This is a genomic window from Streptomyces sp. NPDC088794, assembly GCF_044750545.1.
Taxonomy (GTDB): domain Bacteria; phylum Actinomycetota; class Actinomycetes; order Streptomycetales; family Streptomycetaceae; genus Streptomyces.
Genome location: NZ_JBIVKB010000015.1, coordinates 113,976 through 132,929 on the forward strand (window position 1 = coordinate 113,976; position 18,954 = coordinate 132,929).

The 18,954-nt window shown below is 70.3% G+C and carries 16 protein-coding genes and 3 pseudogenes; 9 read left to right on the plus strand and 10 right to left on the minus strand.

Annotation, left to right across the window (positions count from 1 at the left end):
- Nucleotides 1-6: 6 nt before the first annotated feature.
- Together ACIP6U_RS35155 and ACIP6U_RS35160 are read left to right on the plus strand one after the other, a co-directional pair.
- Nucleotides 7-1,182, plus strand: coding sequence for an MAB_1171c family putative transporter (locus ACIP6U_RS35155; protein WP_401726355.1), 1,176 nt, complete (start codon nt 7-9; stop codon nt 1,180-1,182).
- A complete protein-coding gene (locus ACIP6U_RS35160; RefSeq protein ID WP_401726357.1) occupies nt 1,179-2,594 on the plus strand; it encodes an FAD-dependent oxidoreductase in 1,416 nt (471 codons plus the stop codon). The genes ACIP6U_RS35155 and ACIP6U_RS35160 overlap by 4 nt, the downstream gene beginning before the upstream one ends.
- Nucleotides 2,595-2,886: 292 nt before the next feature.
- Here ACIP6U_RS35160 and ACIP6U_RS35165 read toward each other — a convergent pair whose 3' ends face one another.
- The 4 genes and pseudogenes from ACIP6U_RS35165 to ACIP6U_RS35180 form a co-directional block, all read right to left on the minus strand.
- Entirely contained in the window at nt 2,887-3,111 is a 225-nt protein-coding gene (locus ACIP6U_RS35165; RefSeq protein ID WP_401726359.1) for a hypothetical protein, read from the minus strand.
- Nucleotides 3,112-3,339: 228 nt separating this feature from the next.
- A pseudogene (locus ACIP6U_RS35170) lies at nt 3,340-3,537 on the minus strand (IS5/IS1182 family transposase); the annotation flags it as partial.
- 426 nt (nt 3,538-3,963) lie between these two features.
- Nucleotides 3,964-4,440, minus strand: a pseudogene (locus ACIP6U_RS35175) (ATP-binding protein); the annotation flags it as partial.
- A gap of 164 nt (nt 4,441-4,604) precedes the next feature.
- A complete protein-coding gene (locus ACIP6U_RS35180; protein ID WP_401726361.1) occupies nt 4,605-7,127 on the minus strand; it encodes a flippase-like domain-containing protein in 2,523 nt (840 codons plus the stop codon).
- 278 nt (nt 7,128-7,405) lie between these two features.
- Between ACIP6U_RS35180 and ACIP6U_RS35185 the strand changes: the two are divergent.
- Nucleotides 7,406-7,450: pseudogene (locus ACIP6U_RS35185) on the plus strand (hypothetical protein); the annotation flags it as partial.
- Nucleotides 7,451-7,573 carry a hypothetical protein gene (locus ACIP6U_RS35190; RefSeq protein WP_401726363.1) on the plus strand — a complete coding sequence of 41 codons (123 nt, stop codon included), beginning with the start codon at nt 7,451-7,453 and terminating at the stop codon, nt 7,571-7,573.
- Between the two features lie 336 nt (nt 7,574-7,909).
- Here the strand turns inward: ACIP6U_RS35190 and ACIP6U_RS35195 are convergent, their stop codons facing one another.
- Nucleotides 7,910-8,293, minus strand: coding sequence for a helix-turn-helix transcriptional regulator (locus ACIP6U_RS35195; RefSeq protein ID WP_401726365.1), 384 nt, complete (start codon nt 8,291-8,293; stop codon nt 7,910-7,912).
- A 133-nt stretch (nt 8,294-8,426) separates the two neighbouring features.
- On the opposite strand from ACIP6U_RS35195, the gene ACIP6U_RS35200 reads away from it, so the two are divergent.
- On the plus strand, nt 8,427-9,128 hold the full coding sequence (locus ACIP6U_RS35200) for an anti-sigma factor antagonist (RefSeq protein ID WP_401726367.1): 702 nt from the start codon (nt 8,427-8,429) through the stop codon (nt 9,126-9,128).
- A 69-nt stretch (nt 9,129-9,197) separates the two neighbouring features.
- On the opposite strand, the gene ACIP6U_RS35205 is transcribed toward ACIP6U_RS35200, so the two are convergent.
- On the minus strand, nt 9,198-10,085 hold the full coding sequence (locus ACIP6U_RS35205; RefSeq protein ID WP_401726369.1) for a TauD/TfdA dioxygenase family protein: 888 nt from the start codon (nt 10,083-10,085) through the stop codon (nt 9,198-9,200).
- A 292-nt stretch (nt 10,086-10,377) separates the two neighbouring features.
- Between ACIP6U_RS35205 and ACIP6U_RS35210 the strand changes: the two genes are divergently transcribed.
- Nucleotides 10,378-10,866: a beta-class carbonic anhydrase gene (locus ACIP6U_RS35210; protein ID WP_401726371.1), complete on the plus strand. Its 489-nt coding sequence runs from the start codon at nt 10,378-10,380 to the stop codon at nt 10,864-10,866.
- Nucleotides 10,867-10,929: 63 nt separating this feature from the next.
- Here ACIP6U_RS35210 and ACIP6U_RS35215 read toward each other — a convergent pair whose 3' ends face one another.
- Both ACIP6U_RS35215 and ACIP6U_RS35220 read right to left on the minus strand, forming a co-directional pair.
- Nucleotides 10,930-11,340, minus strand: coding sequence for a nuclear transport factor 2 family protein (locus tag ACIP6U_RS35215; protein WP_401726373.1), 411 nt, complete (start codon nt 11,338-11,340; stop codon nt 10,930-10,932).
- 73 nt (nt 11,341-11,413) lie between these two features.
- Nucleotides 11,414-12,394: an aldo/keto reductase gene (locus ACIP6U_RS35220; RefSeq protein WP_401726375.1), complete on the minus strand. Its 981-nt coding sequence runs from the start codon at nt 12,392-12,394 to the stop codon at nt 11,414-11,416.
- Between the two features lie 253 nt (nt 12,395-12,647).
- Here ACIP6U_RS35220 and ACIP6U_RS35225 point away from each other — a divergent pair, with 253 nt between their 5' ends.
- Nucleotides 12,648-13,526: a helix-turn-helix domain-containing protein gene (locus ACIP6U_RS35225; protein WP_401726377.1), complete on the plus strand. Its 879-nt coding sequence runs from the start codon at nt 12,648-12,650 to the stop codon at nt 13,524-13,526.
- A 298-nt stretch (nt 13,527-13,824) separates the two neighbouring features.
- The gene (locus tag ACIP6U_RS35230) at nt 13,825-15,561 is read left to right on the plus strand and encodes a RecQ family ATP-dependent DNA helicase (protein ID WP_401726379.1); all 1,737 of its coding nucleotides are present in this window, start codon (nt 13,825-13,827) and stop codon (nt 15,559-15,561) included.
- 55 nt (nt 15,562-15,616) lie between these two features.
- Here ACIP6U_RS35230 and ACIP6U_RS35235 read toward each other — a convergent pair whose 3' ends face one another.
- Complete coding sequence (locus ACIP6U_RS35235; RefSeq protein ID WP_401726381.1) at nt 15,617-17,125, minus strand: MFS transporter; 1,509 nt, start codon at nt 17,123-17,125, stop codon at nt 15,617-15,619.
- A 292-nt stretch (nt 17,126-17,417) separates the two neighbouring features.
- Here ACIP6U_RS35235 and ACIP6U_RS35240 point away from each other — a divergent pair, with 292 nt between their 5' ends.
- Nucleotides 17,418-18,026 (plus strand): TetR/AcrR family transcriptional regulator, encoded by a 609-nt coding sequence (locus ACIP6U_RS35240; RefSeq protein WP_401726383.1) that lies wholly within the window; start codon nt 17,418-17,420, stop codon nt 18,024-18,026.
- Between the two features lie 34 nt (nt 18,027-18,060).
- Here ACIP6U_RS35240 and ACIP6U_RS35245 read toward each other — a convergent pair whose 3' ends face one another.
- The gene (locus tag ACIP6U_RS35245) at nt 18,061-18,756 is read right to left on the minus strand and encodes a uridine kinase (protein ID WP_401726385.1); all 696 of its coding nucleotides are present in this window, start codon (nt 18,754-18,756) and stop codon (nt 18,061-18,063) included.
- Nucleotides 18,757-18,954: the final 198 nt, after the last annotated feature.

The following is an 18,954-nucleotide window of genomic DNA, read 5'->3' on the forward strand; positions in this document are numbered from 1 at the left end:
GTGACAATGACCAACTCCTTCTGGGTGATCGCCGCTGTCCTGGGCGTCGGCCTGGCCTACAAGCTCCCAGCCTTCCTGCGGGGCGGACGCAACCCCCTCGCGCGACAGGTCGCCGGCCTGCTGCTGGCCGCGTGCGCCGTATTCTTCTTCGCGGCACCATCCACCCTCGCATGGCTCAACGACGTCACAGGCATCCCCAACTTCGCAGCCCCGTTCGTCTACAGCCTCATCACGGGGTTCTGCGCCTCTTGCCTGTTGCTGATCGTGAAGTGGCGCGGCGGGACCCCTACCAGCGTCCGGCGAACGACATGGTGGGTCTACGGCAGCTACGGCACGGTGATCGTCGCCCTGTGGGCTTGCTTCGCGCTCGGAGACCATCAGGTCGAGCGGCTGCGCGACCTGGACACCTACTACGCCACCACCCCGTGGATGCGGGAGATGATCCTGCTCTACCTGCTCGGTCACACCGTGGCAGTCCTGGTCACATCCGCCCTGCTGTGGACCTGGGAAAGCCGCGTCCGAGGAACCGGCTGGCTGCACGCCGGCGTCGTGCTGCTCAGCGTCGGCTACGCCCTCAACCTCGTCTACGACGCCGTCAAACTGATCGCCGTGGTCGCGCGATGGACCGGCCACAATCTCGACTGGCTGAGCACCAACGTGGCACCCCCCGTGGCCGGTGTCGTCGGCCTGTTGATCGCTCTCGGCTTCCTCATGCCTCACGCCGGCGAGCAGATCTCCCACCGGACATCGGCCCTCCGTGAATACCGGGCTCTCGAACCCTTAGCCCGCGCCCTGCAGCAGGTGCCGTCCGCCGCCTCGCCCGTGCCGATGGGACTCCGCGCCTCTCTGGACCTTCGCCTGATCCACCGACGGACAACCATCCGCGACGCCTTGAGACAGCTCCAGCCGCACCTGGACCGCGACGGGCGGGACAAAGCCGCACAGCACTACCTCGCCCTTGGCAAGACACCCGCCGAAGCTCAACTTCTTGCCGAGGCCACCGCCATCGTGGCCGCAGCCGCCACCCCGAAGGCACTCGCCGGCCAGGCTCCCGAGAAACCGGCTCAGGTGAGAACGGACCTGCGCAGCGACATCGTCTCCCTCTCCCGCGCCCTGCGCGACCTGTCCACTGTGCATACGGTCCGCCCGAACGCGACACCAGAAGGAATCGTGACCTCATGAGCGCGCGCACCAGCGCGGCCGCCACCGCCCGCCCCCGCCGCGCCATCGTCATCGGCGGGGGCCTCACCGCCATGCTGGCGGCGCGAGTTCTGTCCTCACATGCCGACGTCGTCGTCATCGAGCGCGACTTGCTGCCGGACAGACCCGAGCACCGCAAAGGCCTGCCCCAAGCCCACCACGTACATGTGCTGTGGTCCGGCGGAGCGGAAGCCATCGGGACCCTTCTGCCAGGTGCCCTCGCAGAGCTCAAGGCACAAGGCGCGCGCCGGATACCACTGACCAGCGGCATGGTCGCCCTCAGCCCCAAGGGCTGGTTCCGGCGCTGGCAGGAGAGCCACTACGCCATCGCCTGCCACCGCGACCTCCTCGACTGGGTGGTACGAGGCGAGGTGCTCGGCAGGTCCGGGAAAGCCATCACCGTCATGGAACAGACCACCGTCCTTGGACTGACCGGCAGCGCGGACGCGGTCACCGGAGTCGACATCCGAAGAGCCGACGGCAAGACGGACTCGCTCCGAGCCGACCTGGTCGTGGACGCCAGCGGCAGGGGCTCGCAGACCCCGGTCTGGCTGAACCAACTCGGCGCCCCGGGCCCCGCTTCGCGGGAGGTCGACTGTGGACTCGTCTACGCCAGCCGCCTGTACAAGGCGCCTGCTGGATTGCCCGAGTCCTGGCCCATCATCAACGTTCAGGCCGATCCCCGCGGAAACCGTCCCGGACAGGCCGGAGTCATCCTGCCGATCGAGGACGAACGCTGGCTCGTCACCCTGTCCGGCACCCGCGGCGGTGAACCCACCAACAACACCGACGACTTCACCGACTTCGCTCTCGGCCTGCGGCACCCGATCGTCGGCGAAATGATCAAGAAGGCGTCTCCGATCGGGCCGGTCCAGCTCACCCGTATGACGGGCAACCGCCGGCGTTTCTACGAGAAGACCGCGCTCCCAGACAACCTCCTTGTCCTCGGCGACGCGCTGGCCGCATACAACCCGACGTACGGGCATGGCATGTCGGTCGCAGCCCAAAGCGCCGTGACGCTGCAAGAGATGATCCACCGCTACGGATGGGCCGCTCCCGGTCTCACCAAGCGTGTACAGAAGGCTGTCGCCCAACACGTGGCCATCGCCTGGACCTTCGCTGCCGGCACAGACGTCTTCTACGAAAACGCCACCGAGCATGGTCCTAACCTGAGCGAGCGGATCGCCGCGAGGTTCGTCGACCGGCTCACCTACACGGCCACCGGCTCCGGTCGCATCGCACGCGACCTCACGGATGTGATGACGCTCCAGGCCGGCCCCGAGAGGCTGTTCAGGCCCACCACTCTCATCGCCGCCGCTCGGGGCCCACTGAAACCCCAGCTCACTGCTCCCCCACTGAGTATCGAGGAGCAACGGGCCATCGACTCTCCCTGACCCGGTCACCTTTCGGGTCGTAGACCTGCGGCGGTGTCAGGCCGCGGCATGACCCAGTCCGAAAGGAGCCGTCCGTCGAGAGGAAGCCGCCCCCACGGCCAGTTGACGAAGCCGTACCCGACCATGCCAGGCGCGACACGGCACGATCCGGCCGACCGCTGCTGACAGGAACCGATAGGCCAGCAGGCCATCGCCCGAGCCGCCGGTGAGCCGGTCGCATCTTTTTCGAAATGGTTGAAGACGTGGTGGTCGCAGCCGGCGCAGGTACGCCGGTCCAGGACCGGCCCGCGGGTCAGGTCGCCATCGGCGGCCAGCTCAACAGGAACGGAAGACTGGCTGCCGTGACCGGGTACACGTCGCCCTGGTGGTGGACCGCGCTGTAGAAGTGGTCCAGAGCCTTGCTGCGCTCCCGTGCGTCCGGGGAGCGCAGCGCCCACAACATCGCCGGTATTTCCTCGGCCGACCCGTATGCGTGCTCCATCGACGCCCAGTCGATGTCATGAAGTCCGTCAACCATGATCGAACCCATGCCAGGCAGCACCCGCCCGCCGCAGACCGTACGCCGTTGTCGACCCGAGCCAGGACGGGCCGGGAGCCTACGGTGTAGGGGCGACCTAACGGCGGCCGGCGTCTAACACACTGAGGAGGCGCAGGACTTCGGGACCTGACCCACGTACTGCGTCCGGCTGGTCTAGTCCGCATGCTGATCACGGGTTCGATCATCACACTGCGGGAGCCGACTAGCTCAGCGGAAGTGGGCGACGGCTTGGACGGCGTGGTGGAGCCCGACGCCGCGCTGCCGGCAGTCGGGGAGGATCTTGTAGTTCTTCATCCGGCCGATCACATGCTCCACCCGGGCACGCACCTTGCGGTGGGCGGCGTTGTCGTCTTCCTCGCCCGGCAGCAGGGGCCGGTGAGGGCATCTACGGTGCGGCGCGAGCACGCTCGGCCGACGCCGCCTTGTTGCAGGCGCTGGCCGAGCACGAGGACCGGCGCACCTGCCACCGTGCGCGTGGTGGAAACGCACAGTCGCCCGGTCGAGCCGGATCAGCGAGGCCTCGGCGGCGCAGTCGAGGAAGTCCACCGCGACGGTGTGCTCGGCCAGGGCGGACGCGGCCGCGAGGATCTCCGCGAGGTCGCCGACGTGATCGACGGCCGCGACCAGCAGGGCGTCCCGGGTCCCCGTCGGCAGTTCGGCGAGCCCGGCCGCGAACGCCGTCGCCAGTGCGGGGCTCACGGGGAGGTGGGTCCATGATCCCGGCGGGCCGGTCACACTCCATGCGGTGGGGAGTTCGACCAGCACCGGCACGGCCAGGACGGGCGCGACAGCCCGGGTCCGTATGCCCCGGCTCGCCACGATGACGACGAACGGGTTGTCGCCCACCCGGCGCGCGATGAACGCGAGGACATCCCGCGTCGACCGGTCGAGCCGGCGCACGTCGTCGACGATCAGCACCACGGGCAGCTCGGCCCCGCTCGTGGTGATCAGGTGGAACGCGGCCAGGGCCACCTTCAAGGTCTCCGGTGGCGGCTCGGAGTCGACCTCGACAAGAGCCGAGCGCAGGGTTGCGTTCTGTCCGGCGGGGAGCTTGTCCACGGCGGCGGGCAAGGGTCTCAGCAACTCGCGCAGACCGCTGAAAGGGGTGTCGTCCCCGCACCCCGCGGCCTCCAGGATCCGCCGTCCCGCCGTCCGCGCGTGGTCAGCCGTGGCCCGCAGCACCGCGGTCTTGCCGACGCCCGGGCCGCCCTGCATCACCAGGGCGCCACCCGCCTCGGGCAGCCTGCCCAGCGCCTCCCGCAGGACCCTCAACTGCTCGTCGCGACCGAGGAGTCCGGGCTCGTCCACGCACCGCCCCAGTCTTCGAGTACGCCCGATGAGTGCATCTGATGAGTACGCCCGATGCCTTCTGAGCAAGATCGTAAGGGAACCTCTGCGGTACGGCTTGAGTCATGTGACCGCACCTCGCACCGCACCACACCCCCACCCCAGCGAGTCGCCGACCGCGCGGCTCAGACGTACCCCCGCCGTTGCACGACGCTCAGCGCCACCGCGCCCAGCGGGACGTTCAGCCAGAACGTGAGCAGCCGGTAGACGAGTACGGCCGAGGTGGCCGCCCCGGCCGGTACGCCGAGTGCCGTCAGGCCGGCGATGAGTCCGGCCTCCAGCGCGCCCAGACCGCCGGGTACGGGAGCCGCGTTGGCGATCAGCCGGGCCGCCATGTAGACGGCGCCGATCTGGAGGAAGGGCAGGTCGCCGCCGAGCGCGTGGACGCTCATGGCCAGGCCGACGACCTGGACGAGCGGCAGGCCGAGGGCGCCGACGACACCCACGACGACCTTGGCCGGTTCGGTCGCGATCCCGGCCACGGTCGAACCGGCCGCCCGTAGGAACGGCCACACCTTCTCCTGGAGGAAGCGACGGCCGCGCGGGGTGAAGGCGAGCAGTCCCCCGGCGACGAGCAGCAGGGCGAGGGCCCACAGCAGAGAGCGGCTGTCGGGCAGGGCCAGGTGCACGCCGGCGTGGTGCCGTCCCGCCCAGGCGAAGAAGACGGCGGCGACCACGGTGTTGGACACCGCTCCGGCCAGGCTCTGCAGCCCGACGGAGGCCGTGGCGGCGCCGGTCTCGATCCCCGTCTTCTGGAGATAGCGCAGGTTGAGCGCCATACCGCCCACGTTGCTCGGCGTGATCCGGTTGAGGAGCGAACTGGCGAACTGCACCTGGTAGGTGGGGCCGAACGGCAGCCGGTCCGGGATGGTGCCCAACTGGAGGCAGGTCGAGAACGCCTGCGAGATGAAGGTGACCGGCAGCACCGCGAGCAGCCACCACCAGTTCGCGTCGCGCAACGCGTCGACGGCCGCCGGGAAGTTGGCCAACTGCGGCAGGACGAGGTGGAGGATCAGGAACGCGCCCACCAGGCCCAGGACGCTCTTCCAGGTGAACCGCGCCAGATGCGCGAGCGGCACCGCCTTCGTGCCGGCCGCCGTCTCGACCTCGCCGGCGAGATCGCGCAGCAGGCTGGGGCGCCCGCCGGCACGCAGTGTGCGCCGACGGTCGGCACGGCTCTCCGCCCGCGCACGGTCGGCGTCGTACTTGGCGACCTCGCGCCGCGCGGGGCCGATCAGCGCGAGCGGCTGGAGGTAGGGCAGCGCGGTCGCCAGGAGGTCGGGTCCCAGACCGGCCAGCGCGCACGCGGTGGCGCGCCGGGGGCCGATCCGTACCGCGGTCGTGGCGAGCAGTTCGGCGAGGTCGGTGCCGAGCAGTTCGGGCGGTGCGTTGAGCCGGCCGCGTGCGAACGCGTCGAGCCGGCTCCCGCCGTCCGCCTCGACCAGGACGTGCTCGGGGCGCAACTCCCCATGTCCGAGGCGGTGTTCCTGGAGGCGGGCCACGGACGTCCACATCCCGGTGAGCACGGGGTCGGTCCAGTCCTCGACCGGCAGGGCGGACAGCGCGCGGGCGCCCTTGTCCACGGTCGCCACGAGCGCGCCGCTCGCACCCACCGGATACGCCATCACGGGTTCGGCGACCCGGGCGCCGGTCCGGGCGGCGAAGACGAGCATGAGCAGTTCGTGCTCGGCCGCCCCGAGCGCCGACTGGACGGTCGCGGCGGACGGGTGGCGCAGGAGGGTCCGGCGGGCGAGCCGGTGGAACAGATCGCGGTTGTGCTCCTCGGCGGCAAGCACCCGTACCGCCAGCCGGGAACCGGTGGTGGTCCCGGCGCGGTAGGCGGTCCCCTCCCCCGGCCGCTGCTCGGCCGCGGGCAGCTCGCGCAGGGTGGCGACCGGGATTCCGGAGGCGACGAGGGCGTCGGCGACGGCACGCGCCGGCGGGCGGTCGGCCGGTGCGCCGATCATCAGCAGTACGGCGGAACCGGCGGCGCCACCGACGGCGAGCGCGGCGCCGGCGTCCAGCGGCACGATCCCCGCGGCGGCGAGGCTCAGCAGGGCACACACGCAGGTCAGCCCCCACAGCGTCCGGCGCAGCCGCGCCCCGAGCCAGGGTCCCGCGGCCACGACCGCCGCCGCGCAGGCCGCCAGGTACACGGCCGACGGCCAGCCCGCGCCGACCAGACCGCGCCGGCCGACCAGCACCTCCGGCCACGCGTCCGGCCTGCTGTGCGCCAACGCCAGGCGGGTGAGCGACCAGGCGGCCAGCGCGCCCAGGGCGGCCGCCGGCACGACCCGGAGCACCGGCGCGATCCGTCGTCGTACGCACCAGACCGCCAGGGTGGCGACCGGCGCGAGCAGGGCGACGACCTGCACCGTTCCCACGAGTCCGTCCCGCAGGCCGGCAGGCAGCGCGGTCACCGAGGTGAGCAGCCCGTCCTGGGCCTCGCGGGCGAAGTCACGGGTCGCGACGGCCAGCAGGACCGTCACCACGAGGACGGCCAGGGACACCAGCAGCCGCCACAGATCGGCCGCCCGGCGCACGGCCCGTGGCGGCGGGACGTCGATCACCGGCGTCGGGGAGCCGTCCGGCGCTCCGCCGGCGTCCGACGCCGGCTGGATGCCCTCGTCTCCGATCACCTTGATCACGTGGCTCCTCGTCGACATGCCGACAACGCAGGCTGCGACACTCGCGCCCCTCCTCGAGTCGTCCTCCTCGTCCGGGCGGTACCGATGCTCTCCTCAGGACATGGTCCGCGCATCCGTCACATGACTGCAACGCGTCCTGCGACGGCCGTCCGGGCCTCTTCGGTCGTGAGCAGGTCAAGGCTGAGGTAGCGATTGCGGTCGTATGACAGATCGCGGCGAGGGGCCGCGACTCTGGCGTTCACGGCGAACGCGTCATCCTCTTCGCCGTCTACGCGTTCATCGGCGCGGCGACGGACGGCGCCCGTGCCTTCGCGAGCGACCGGGTGGGGCCGGTCGTCGACTGGCTGGTGCTCGCCGTGCTCTCGTTGGTGGCCGGTGTGGTCGCGCCGGCCTGGCCCGGCAGCACGGCGCTCGCGCTCGCGATCCGGATCGCCGCGTGGGCGTGACGACGGGCGCCATGGAGATCGCCCTCGCCTTCCAGTGCGGCGAATCGGCCGGCGAGCGGACCCTGTTCCTGCTGACCGGCGCGGTGTCGATCGTGCTCGCGTTCGTGCTGTTCGTCCGCCCGGACATCGGCGCGGTGTCGCCGGCCACCGTCTTCGGGCTGTTCAGCACCTTCTACGGCGTCTCGGCGGTCTTGGGCTCGTTCGAGCTGCGGAGCCTCGTACCCGGGCGAACGGGTCCGATCCGGTCAGCGTCTGAGCGGTACGTGCTTCGGCGGGGCCGGCGCCGTCGGACGACGGACTCGCGGTGGGCGCGAGAGGTCGGCCTCGCCGCCGGTGTCAGAGGTCCGACTCGGCCGTCCGCCCCTGTGGGCCCGCCGCGTCCTGCAGTTCTCGTCGGCCCTGCCGCCCCTCGTCGTTGGCCGCGTCGTGCTGAGCGAGCAGGGAGAGCAGCTCGGCCACCGTCAGCCCCGCCTCGGCGGGATGGCGCAGGTTGGTCCCCTCCTCGATCCGATAAGCGTTGGAGCGGCCCTGGCGCGTGTGCGTGAGATAGCCGCCCTCCTCCAGATCGGAAACGATCTTCTGGACGGCGCGCTCCGTGAGCCGGCAGCGTGCCGCGATATCGCGGATGCGCGTGGTGGGATCCTCGGCGATCGCGGCCAGCACGCGGGCGTGGTTGGTGAGAAACGTCCAACCCGTGTGTGATTCCGGTACTCCAGACATGCCCACAGCGTAAGCCGTTTGATTCACGCATTCAAAAGGGCGAACCAGATTTCCTGTATCTCTTGACGTATCCCTGATGTCGGAGCAAGTCTTGGTGTGGTGAACACGCGCGGACCTCTCTGGAGCGGCTGCCATGCCTGAACGTGCATCTTCAAGCGTGGGGATCGAGACGCACCCCGCGGGCGACTGGACACTCGTGGTCGTGTCCGGGGTGCTCGACATCCATACCGAGCAGGCCTTCCAGGACGCTCTGCGGGAAGCCCTCGGCCGGTCCGTCCGGGGCATCGACCTCGACCTGAGCGGCGTCGAGTTCTGCGACTGCTCCGGCCTCAACACACTCCTGAGCATCCGCCGGCGCGCTCTCGAAGAGGGCCGGACCGTCACGATCCAGGTCGCCGGCGCAATCGTGCACCGACTTCTCTCGATCACGGGCACGCGCTCTCTCTTCGCCGTCCTGAATGAGGATGACGAGGGCGATGAGGAGGTTCGTACGGCGTCGGGAGCGTCCGCCGAGTCGGCGGGGATCGCACTCGGCGAAGCAGACCAGGACCTGCGCATCGAACTCGTCCAGCTCCGACGCGCCATGCAGACCCGGCCCGTGATCGACCTCGCCCGAGGTGTGCTGATGGCGTCGTTCGGCCTCAACGCCGAGGACGCCTGGAAGGTCCTGGTCACGCTTTCCCAGAACACGAACACCAAACTCCACCACGTCGCCGACGTCCTGGTCGGCGCCGTCACGGGAGCCGCCCTGCCGGAATCCTTCCAGCAGCAGGTCGCGGCGACGGTCGACGGACTCCGGACGGAGCCGGTGGCGCCGGGGGTCGGCGAGAGGTGAACTCGCCGTCCCCGCCGGCGAGTTGACCGCATCGAGCGACGGCTCGGCTCTATGCCGTGTTCCCCGCCGTCACGGAGATGGCGCCGGCCGGCCGCCCCCCGGTCCGACAGGTACGTCTCCGCGCAGGGTGATCCGGTGCATGACGCGGCGCTGATCGCCGTAGTCGCGGTTGGCGTAGTGCGAGGTGGCGCGGTTGTCCCACAGGGCGACGTCGCCCGGCTGCCAGCGATGGCGGACCGTGTGTTCCGGCTTGATCAGGTGGGCGTAGAGGATGTCGAGGATCCCGCGGCTCTCGTGCTCCGAGACACCGACGATGTGCGAGGTGAAGCCCGGGTTGACGAACAGGCCCTTGCGCCCGCTCTCGGGGTGCACGCGGACCACCGGATGCTCCACGGGGACGAGCTGCGTGACCACCTCGCCCTCCCAGACGTTGCCGCGCCCCTCTCGCTCGCGCGCCAGGTAGTACCCGAACTCGCGGCTGCCGTCGTGCACGGCGGTGAGCGGATCGATCAGCGCGCGAATCCCCGGCGACAGCGACTCGTAGGCGAGTTGGCTGTCTGCCCACGACGTGTCACCGCCGTGCGGCGGCAGCACCACGGCCCGCAGGACGGAGATCGCGGGCGGACGCCGCATGAACGTCACGTCGGTGTGCCACACGTCCGCGAACCCGTTGTCCTGGCTGTCCAGGGAGTACACCTCGTCGGGCACGTCACCGGAGTCGTGCACCGGGTGGCCCGCGGTGACCTCGCCCAGCCGCCGGCCGAAGTCGATCTGCGCGTGGTCGTCGATGTCCTGGCCGGGCAGGAACAGCACCTTGTACGCCACGAGCGCGGCCCGGACCGCCGCGACCTGCTCGTCTCCGAGGCGGCCGAGGTCGACTCCGTGCACCTCGGCGCCGAAGCTGGGTCCGAGCGGGGTGATCCGCAGGCCGGCCGCCGCGTCGGTGATGACTGTCATGCTGTCGATCCTGATCCGCGGAACCTCCGGCCGCGCCATCACGGGCCCGATGTTCACGAAGGTGAAACGATCGCCCCCGCCGCCGACCCGCCTCCGGCCTGCCCCCGAACACACGTTTCCTTGCCAGCTCTCGGTGGCGGAAGGTTCACTGGTCGCGTGCCGACCTTCGCCACCACGCTGACGGGCTTCTAGCCCTCGCGTCGTGTCTACGTCTTCGACGTGTTCTGTTGCCGCGCGCCGTTCCCGCCGCCCGCGCAGCACCCTTCAGAACACTCGAGAACAGAGGTCCACCATGTCCGTGACCGATGAACTGCTGGCCAACAACGCCCGTTACGCCGAGACCTTCTCCGGCCCGCTCCCCCTGCCCCCTTCGAAGCAGCTCGCCGTGCTGGCCTGCATGGACGCCCGGCTGAACGTGTACGCGATCCTCGGCCTGAACGACGGCGAGGCGCACGTCATCCGCAACGCGGGCGGCGTGGTCACCCAGGACGAGATCCGTTCGCTCGCGATCAGCCAACGTCTGCTGGGCACCGAGGAGATCATCCTCATCCACCACACCGACTGCGGGATGCTCACCTTCACCGACGACGGCTTCAAGGCCACGGTCGAGGAGGACACCGGTATCCGTCCGTCCTGGGCGGCGGAGGCCTTCGGCGATCTCGACACGGACGTCCGCCAGTCGATCGCGCGCATCAAGGCCGACCCCTTCGTCGTGCACAAGGACCGCATCCGGGGCTTCGTCTTCGACATCGCGACCGGGAAGCTCAACGAGGTCAACTGACAGTGTTGCAGCCGCTCACGCCGGTGCCCCGGGCGGGCCAGGCGTGAGCGGCTGCCTCACGCGCTACTCGGCCTTGGGCTTGGGCTTGGCGACCAGGCTTGCGGGGTCGTGGTAGAACAGCCGGTTCTCGACGATCTTGCCGTCCTTGACGGTGAACTGTTCGATGAAGAGGGTCAGTTCTCCGGTCGCGACGTCCGGGATGCCGACACAGGCCGCGACCCGGTCGCCGTCGGCGATGGTGTAGTGCACCGTGATCGCGGAGAGGTCGAGGTACTTCGGCAGGATCTCGGCGAGGGCGAAGAATCCGTCCTTGCCGTGGTACGTCTTCCCGAAGGGCAGAAACAGCGGCTCGATGATCTGGACGTCGTCCGACAGACAGGAGACGACGCGCTCGACGTCTCCCTTCTTCCCTGCGTCGAACATGGCCTCGACGACCGCACGGCTCTGCTCGGTCTGTGATGTGGCTTCGGACATGGTGCTTCTCCTCCGGGGCAGTGAAGTTGGGTCGGTGAAGTTGGGTCGGTGAAGTTGGGTCGGTGAAACTGGTTCAGCGGTCGATCGTGGATTCGTTGAAGTCGTCGTGCCGGGCGCCGGTGGCCGGAGTGAGGGTGTCGAGCCGCTTCAACTGCCCGACGGTCAGGACGACTTCGTCAGCGGCGGTGTTCTCCTCGACGCGGGCGACGCGCCGGCTGCCGGGGATCGGAGCGATGTCGCCGCCCTGGGCCACCAGCCAGGCGAGCGCGATCTGGGCCGGGGTGGCACCGACCTCGGCCGCGATATTCCGTACTTCCTCGACGAGTTGCAGGTTCTGGCGGAAGGCCTCGCCGATGAAGCGCGGGTTCGTCTTGCGCCAGTCGCCCTCGGGGATCTCCTCCGGCGTGCGGATCTCGCCGGTCAGGAACCCGTGGCCGAGCGGCGCGTAGGGGACGAGGCCGATGCCCAAATCGCGTAGCAGGGGCAGCAGTTCGGTCTCTACGTCGCGGGTCCACAGCGAGTACTCGGTCTGCAACGCGGCGATCGGGTACACGGCGTGGGCGCGGCGAATCGTCTCCGGCGAGGCCTCGGACAGGCCGATGTGCAGGACCTTGCCCTCGGCGACCAGCTCGGCGACTGTGCCGATGGTGTCCTCGATGGGCGTCTTCTGGTCGACCCGGTGCTGGTAGTGGAGGTCGATCCGGTCGGTGCGCAGGCGCGTGAGGGAACCCTCGACGGCGGTACGGATGTTGGCCGGACTGCTGTCGAACAGGTCGGTTCCGTCCCCGGCATGGGACAGGATGCCGAACTTCGTGGCGAGGACGACCTGGTCGCGCCGCCCCTCCAACGCCTGACCGACGACCTCCTCGCTGTGGTACGGACCGTAGCTCTCGGCGGTGTCGATGTGGGTGACGCCGAGGTCGAGCGCGCGATGCACGGCGCGGACGGATTCGGCGTCGTCCAGGCCGCCGCCGGAGAGAAGGGTGCCGGCCATGGACATGGCGCCCAGGCCGATCCGGGAAACCCGCAGGCTCCCCAGCATGGCGTGCTGCATCAGAGGACTCGTTTCTCGTCGAGGGCGTCGAAGCGCGCGGGAAGGAAGGAAGGAAGGTCGAAGTGCCGAGATGTCGATCTCGATCTCGACTTCGGTGTCGGTGTCGGTGTCGGTGTCGGTGTCGGTGTCGATGTGGATCTCGACCTCGCCGGCATCCAGCCAACATCTGTTCGCCGCACCCCGACAGGCACTGCGAAAAGGGGTACTCGCAGGGACCCCTTCCGGCACCCGGGCCAGGCCTACCCTTGATCCCATGGACGAGAAGGAGGCCGCACGGGCGGCGGTCCGCGAGTTCCTCACCACCCGCCGCGCCCGGGTCACCCCGGCCGACGCCGGTCTTCCTCCGCAGGGCACCCGCCGTCGGGTCAAGGGCCTGCGCAGGGAGGAGGTCGCGTTGCTCGCCGGGGTCAGCCCGGAGTACTACGTACTGCTCGAACGCGGCCAGGCGACCGGGCCCTCCGCGGGAGTCGTCGACGCGGTCGCCGGCGTCCTGCGGCTGGACGACGACGAACGCGCTCACCTAGGCCGGCTGCTCGCCGCCCTCACCCCCGAGGCCCGCAAGCGACGCCGCAGCGCGGCGAAAGACCTGGTCACCCCAGGCATCCGCGTGCTGCTGGACTCCATGGACCACCTGCCCGCGGTGGTCTTCAACGGCCGGTTCGACATCCTCGCCGCCAACGCGCTGGGGCGCGCACTCCTGGCGCCCGTGTTCGACCTGCCCGGACGGACGAACAGCGCCCGCTTCCTGTTCCTCGACGAGCCCAGGGCCCGGGACCTGTTCCCCGAGTGGGACCTGATCACCGCCGACACCGTGGCGATCCTGCGCATCGAGGCCGGCCGCCACCCGGACGACCCCGACCTGACCGCGCTGATCGGCGAACTCGCCACCCGCAGCACGGAATTCCGTACGCGCTGGGCGACCAACGACGTACGCACCGCCCGAGCCGGCGCGAAGACCTTCCGGCACCCGCTCATCGGCGAGGTCACGCTGCCCTACGAGACGCTTCGCATCGACGCCGCCTCCAGCCAGATCCTCAGTGTCTACACCCCACGGCCCGGCACCCCCGAAGCCGACGCGATCCGCCTCCTGGCCAGCTGGAACGCCGACAGACAACCGACCGACAACCCCTGAGGCCGGCGGTGGCGCGTTCGCCGCGCGTGCGGATACGGATGCGAATGCGGACGCGATCGTCTGCCCGATTGAGGCCGACATCTTTCGGTTCGCGAGGTTGGGGCGTACGGTCTGTCTCCCCGCGAAGGGAGCCCGCCGCTTCACTCCCCCGGGAGCGGCGGGCCTGCGCGCGCCTGCAGAGGCGAGCGCGCCGTGGGGATCTTGATGTGTGCGACCTGATCGCGTGAGGCGATATTCCGGCGAACCGGGGTAGCCGCCAGACACCCGGCGGTTGGTCGCCCACCTCTCAAGGAGAACGATGTTCGCACTCACGTCCCGTCGTCTGCGCGGTGCCGCCCGTCGGGTCTTCGGCTGGCAGCAGCTGCGTCCGGCCCAACTGAGTGCGATGAAGGCCGTGATGAAGGGGCGTGACGTGCTCGCCGTCATGCCGACCGGCGCGGGCAAGTCCGCCGTGTACCAGGTGCCCGCGGTCCTGCTCGGCGGTCCCGTCGTGGTCGTATCGCCACTGATCGCGCTTCAGCGGGACCAGATGCAGAGCCTGCTCGGATCCGGCGCGCTGCGCACCGCCGCCATCAACTCCGCGCAGCGCCGCAGCGACAACGACACGGCATGGGCCCGTATCAGCGCCTCCTCGGTCGACGTGGTCTTCCTCGCTCCCGAGCAGCTCGCCAAGACGGACGTCACGGACCGGCTCGCTGCCGTCAGGCCCCGACTCCTGGTGGTGGACGAGGCACACTGCGTGTCGTCCTGGGGGCACGACTTCCGGCCGGACTACCTGCGGCTGCGCCACGCACGCCAACGGCTCGGCAATCCGCCGGTGCTCGCCCTGACCGCGAACGCGGCGGCCCCGGTGCGGCGGGACATCGCGGAACGTCTCGGCATGAACGACCCGGTGGAGATAGTGGCCGGCTTCGACCGCCCCAACATCCACCTGGATGTGACGGCCTTTCAGGACGCCGCCGCCAAGGAGCGGTTCGTCGTGGAGCGGGCGGCCGTCGAGGAGAAGCCGGGAATCCTGTACGCCGGGACGCGGAAGGCGGCGGACTGCTACGCCGAGCAGTTGAGCGGCCTGGGGCTGTCCGCGGCGAGCTACCACGCGGGCCTCTCCGCCGCCGAACGCGGCCGGACCCAGGACCGGTTCAGCTCCGGTGACCTCGACGTGGTCGTGGCGACCTCGGCGTTCGGGATGGGCATCGACAAGGCGGACGTACGGTTCGTGCTGCACGCGTCCGTCCCCGGCTCGCTCGACGCCTACTACCAGGAGATCGGCCGGGCCGGCCGCGACGGGGCACCGGCCAGGGCGATCCTCGCCTACCGGTCGCAGGATCTGGGCCTGCAACGCTTCTTCGCCGCCGGCGCTCCCGACGCCGACGCGCTGCGCCGCGTCCCCGAGCGCCTGCGCGCCGAGGCGGGCGCCGTGGCCGCGACCCGGCTCCGGGCCGACTGCGGACTGAGCGCGACGGCGCTGTCCGCCGTACTGAACCTGCTGGAAGAGGCCGGCGCCGTCCGCACCGGACGGGACGGCAGCCGCTTCACCGGCACGGTCGGCGCCGACGGCGCCCGCGCGGACGTCGACGTCGACACCGCTGTGCACAACGCCCTCGCCGTGCACGCCACGCACCGCAAGCTCGAACAGTCCCGCGTCGACATGATGCGCGGGTTCGCCGAGACGACCGACTGCCGGCGGCAGTTCCTCCTCGGCTACTTCGGCGACTGCGTCCCCGTTCCGTGCGGGGGCTGCGACAACTGCGCGGGCCCGGTGGCCGAGCCCGCGAGCGGTCAGCGGCGCGGGCGGTCCAGGAATGCCGTACGGCGACTCCGGCGGTCCCGAGCCGGTGCGCGCCCCGCGGTGGACGAGCACGCCTACCTGCCGGGTGTCCGCGTGCGCCATGACCAGTGGGGCCGGGGTGAGGTCATGAGCGAGGGCGACGGGAGGATCACCATCCTGTTCGAGTCGGTCGGCTATCGCACCCTGTCGCTGGCCGTGGTCACGGACAAGCAGTTGCTCGTCGCGCTGCCCGACTCACCGCGCTGACGCGAGTCCTGTGCGTCGGGAGGCGGCCCTGCCGAAGCGGGCCGCGCCCGCGACCTCACATGTGCACCACCGGCGCCGCGTCCGGGTCGGTGGCCGGTGCGCCCCGCCGATAGAGGATCGCGCTGATGACGAGACCGGCGGCGAAGAAGGCGGCCGACCACCAATAGGCGGTGGAGTAGCCCTCCAGTCCTGCCTGCGCGAGGACCACGGGGTCCTTGGGGTTCCTGCCGTCGAGGTAGTCGCTGACGGCGCTGGCGAAGAGGGTGTTGAGGAGGGCGGTGCCGAGGGAACCGCCGACCTGCTGCATGGCGTTGACGGAGGCGGAGGCGACGCCCGAGTCCTCGGCGCGTACACGGTCGACGGCCAGACTCATGGCGGGGGCCATGACCAGGCCGAAGCCGAAGCCGGCCACGATCAGCGGAAGCATGATGTGGGTGGCGTAGGAGCTGTCGAGGTCCAGACCCGTGAGCCAGACCATGCCGGCGGCGGCCACGCCCATGCCCACCGGCACGACCGGCTTGGGGCCGAAGCGGGGAACGAGGACGGTGGTGGCGGCGGTCGCGGCGACCATCAGTCCGGCGACCATGGGCAGGAAGGCGAGGCCGGTCTTGACCGGCGTGTAGCCGAGGGTCTGTTGCAGGTAGTAGGTGAGGAAGAGGAAGACCCCGAACATGCCGGCGCCGATGATCAGGATGGAGATGAAGGAGGCGCCGCGGTTGCGGTCCAGCAGGATGCGCAGGGGCAGCAGCGGGTGCGCGGCCTTGGTCTGCCACCAGGTGAACGCGGTCAGCAGGACGGCTCCGGCGACCAGGAAGCCCCAGGTCCGCGGGGAGCTCCAGTCGTGGCTCTCGGCGTTGGAGAAGCCGTAGACCAGGCAGAACAGGCCGCTGCCGACGAGCAGGGCGCCCGGGATGTCGATCTTGGCGGTCTTGTCGCGGCTGGTGCGCCGGAGCAGGATCGCACCGCCGACGAAGGCGAGGGCGGCGAAGGCGAGGTTGACGTAGAGGGTCCACCGCCAGGTCAGGTACTCGGTCAGCACGCCGCCAAGGAGCAGGCCGATGGCTCCGCCGGCGCCGGCGATGGCGCCGTACACGCCGAAGGCCTTGGCGCGTTCCTTGGCGTCGGTGAAGGTCACGGTCAGCAGGGACAGCGCGGCCGGGGCGAGGAGCGCGCCGAACAGGCCCTGCCCGGCCCGCGCGACGATCAGCATCTCGAAGTTGGCGGCGGCGCCGCCGAGGGCGGACATGCCGGCGAAGCCGACCAGACCGACGAGGAAGGTCAGCTTGCGGCCGAACAGGTCGGCGATCCGGCCGCCGAGCAAGAGCAGGCTGCCGAAGGCGAGCGCGTAGGCGGTGACGACCCACTGCCGGTCACCGTCCGAGAAGCCCAGGTCCTGCTGCGCGGAGGGCAGCGCGATGTTCACGATGGTCGCGTCCAGGACGACCATGAGCTGGGCGATGCCGACGACGGCGAGGATCCACCAGCGGTGAAGCGGTGGCGCGTCGGAGGGCGGGAGCGTGGACAGGGTGGCCGCGCCGGACGCGCCGGCGGACTGTTCGGGCATGACGGATCTCCAGAAGACGTGAACAAAAGGACGGGAAGTTCGGCGCACCCGGGGTGCCGGGACAGGCGTATGTCATGCCGAACGAACCGCGAGAAGGGGTACGGGAGGACAGCCTCTGACACCTGTCAGATTAGTTCTGTTCTGACAGGTGTCAAGTAAAGTGATCGTGGCTCCCGACCGATCGGGAGGCAGCCTGCGTCGCAGGGCCGGACAAGCAGCAAGGGAGGCAGTGGTGGAACCGCGAGCCGCATCCGCACGAAGGCCGGGGCGCCCTGGTAGTACGGGCACTCCCGTGGTGCCCGCGGAGGAGAGCATCCTGGCGCGCGGGCTCGAGGCCTTCGCGGAGCTGGGCTACACCCATGCCTCCGCGCGCGAGCTCGCCCGCCGCCTGGGCGTCAGCCACAACTTCATCAACGACAGGTACGGGTCCAAGGCGGCGTTCTGGCGTGCGGTGGTGGACGCCGCGGTGGGACCGCATCTGGCCGGCATGCCGCAGGTGGATCCCTCGCTCGACGATGCCGAGCGGCTACGACAGATCATCATCGGCTTCTACCGGGCCGCGGCGGACGAGCCGCTGATCGCACGGCTCTTCCTCAACGAGACCGCGGCGGAGAGCGAGCGGCTGAACTACCTGTACGAGAACTACCTGGCCCCGGTCCTGCAGACCATCGGGACCATCATCGATCGGCTCGTGGCCGCCGGACGCATGGCACCGATCCCGATGCACGTGCTGTTCTTCGCCATCGTCCCTCCCGTCTCGGGAATGGTGCAGGTACCGCTGGCCCGACGTCTGGGGCGACCCGAGGCCACCTCGCCTGAGCAGGTCGCGGCCACGGCGGAAACACTGGCGACGCTCGTGATCAACGGACTGCTCGGTACCGGCTCGACGACTCGCTGCTGACCACTCCTGCCGCAGCAGGGCCGTGCCGGACGCCTCATGAGTACGGTCGTGACGGACCGCCGTCGACACGTCCCGACACCCCAGGACCGGTCGGCGGGGCGACGACCAGCTCGGCGTCCGGGTCATGGTCGATCTGCGGAGGGCCGGCGACGATCATGGTGGCTCGGGCCCACGGCCGTTCCCGTGCCATGAACGGCAGTTCCTCCAGAAGCCAGTTCGCCACGTGCTCCACCTGTTCCGGGGAGTCGCCGTCCCGGGCAGTCGTCAGGCGCTGCTGCTCTTCGAGATCACCCTGCATCCACACCGAGGCGTCCGTCCAAGGGGCGAGTTCCTCGCGGATGACGCCCGTGCCCTCGACCCACACGACGTCGGCGCCGGCGGGGACGGTGATCGATCCGGGCCGGTCGTGGGTGATCCAGGCTTCAGGGCGGAAGTCCACCGACTCACCCCGGTGCAGGGGTCGCAGGATGTTCTCGACGAGCACGGCGCCCCAGTCGAAGCAGGCGTGGTTCCAGGCGACGTCGTCGGTGTGCACGACGGCGGAGCCGGGCACCGCCCTGCGCAGCCGCTCGGCCAGGGTTGTCTTGCCGGCGCCGCCCCGACCGTCGATCGCGATCACCCGCGGACGTCCGGAGACATCGGCTGACGCATCGCGCAGGTGCCGGACGGCGTCCAACAGGGACACCACCCGCCAGCCGACTGCCTCGGTCTCGCCTGGACGCAGACGCATCGACATCCCGTCGCCTCCGCCGGTCCCCGGGATCCTATCGACCTCGTCGCCGAGAGGGGCCCGGAGCCCGCGCCGAGCACGTCCGCCAGGGCCACCGAGCCCTGCCCGGCGGCGACTTGGGGTTCACCGCGCCCGGGGTGACCGACGCGCAGGCCATGTCCGGACGCCGCATTGGCCACGGCGGCCGAGGTGGGTCAC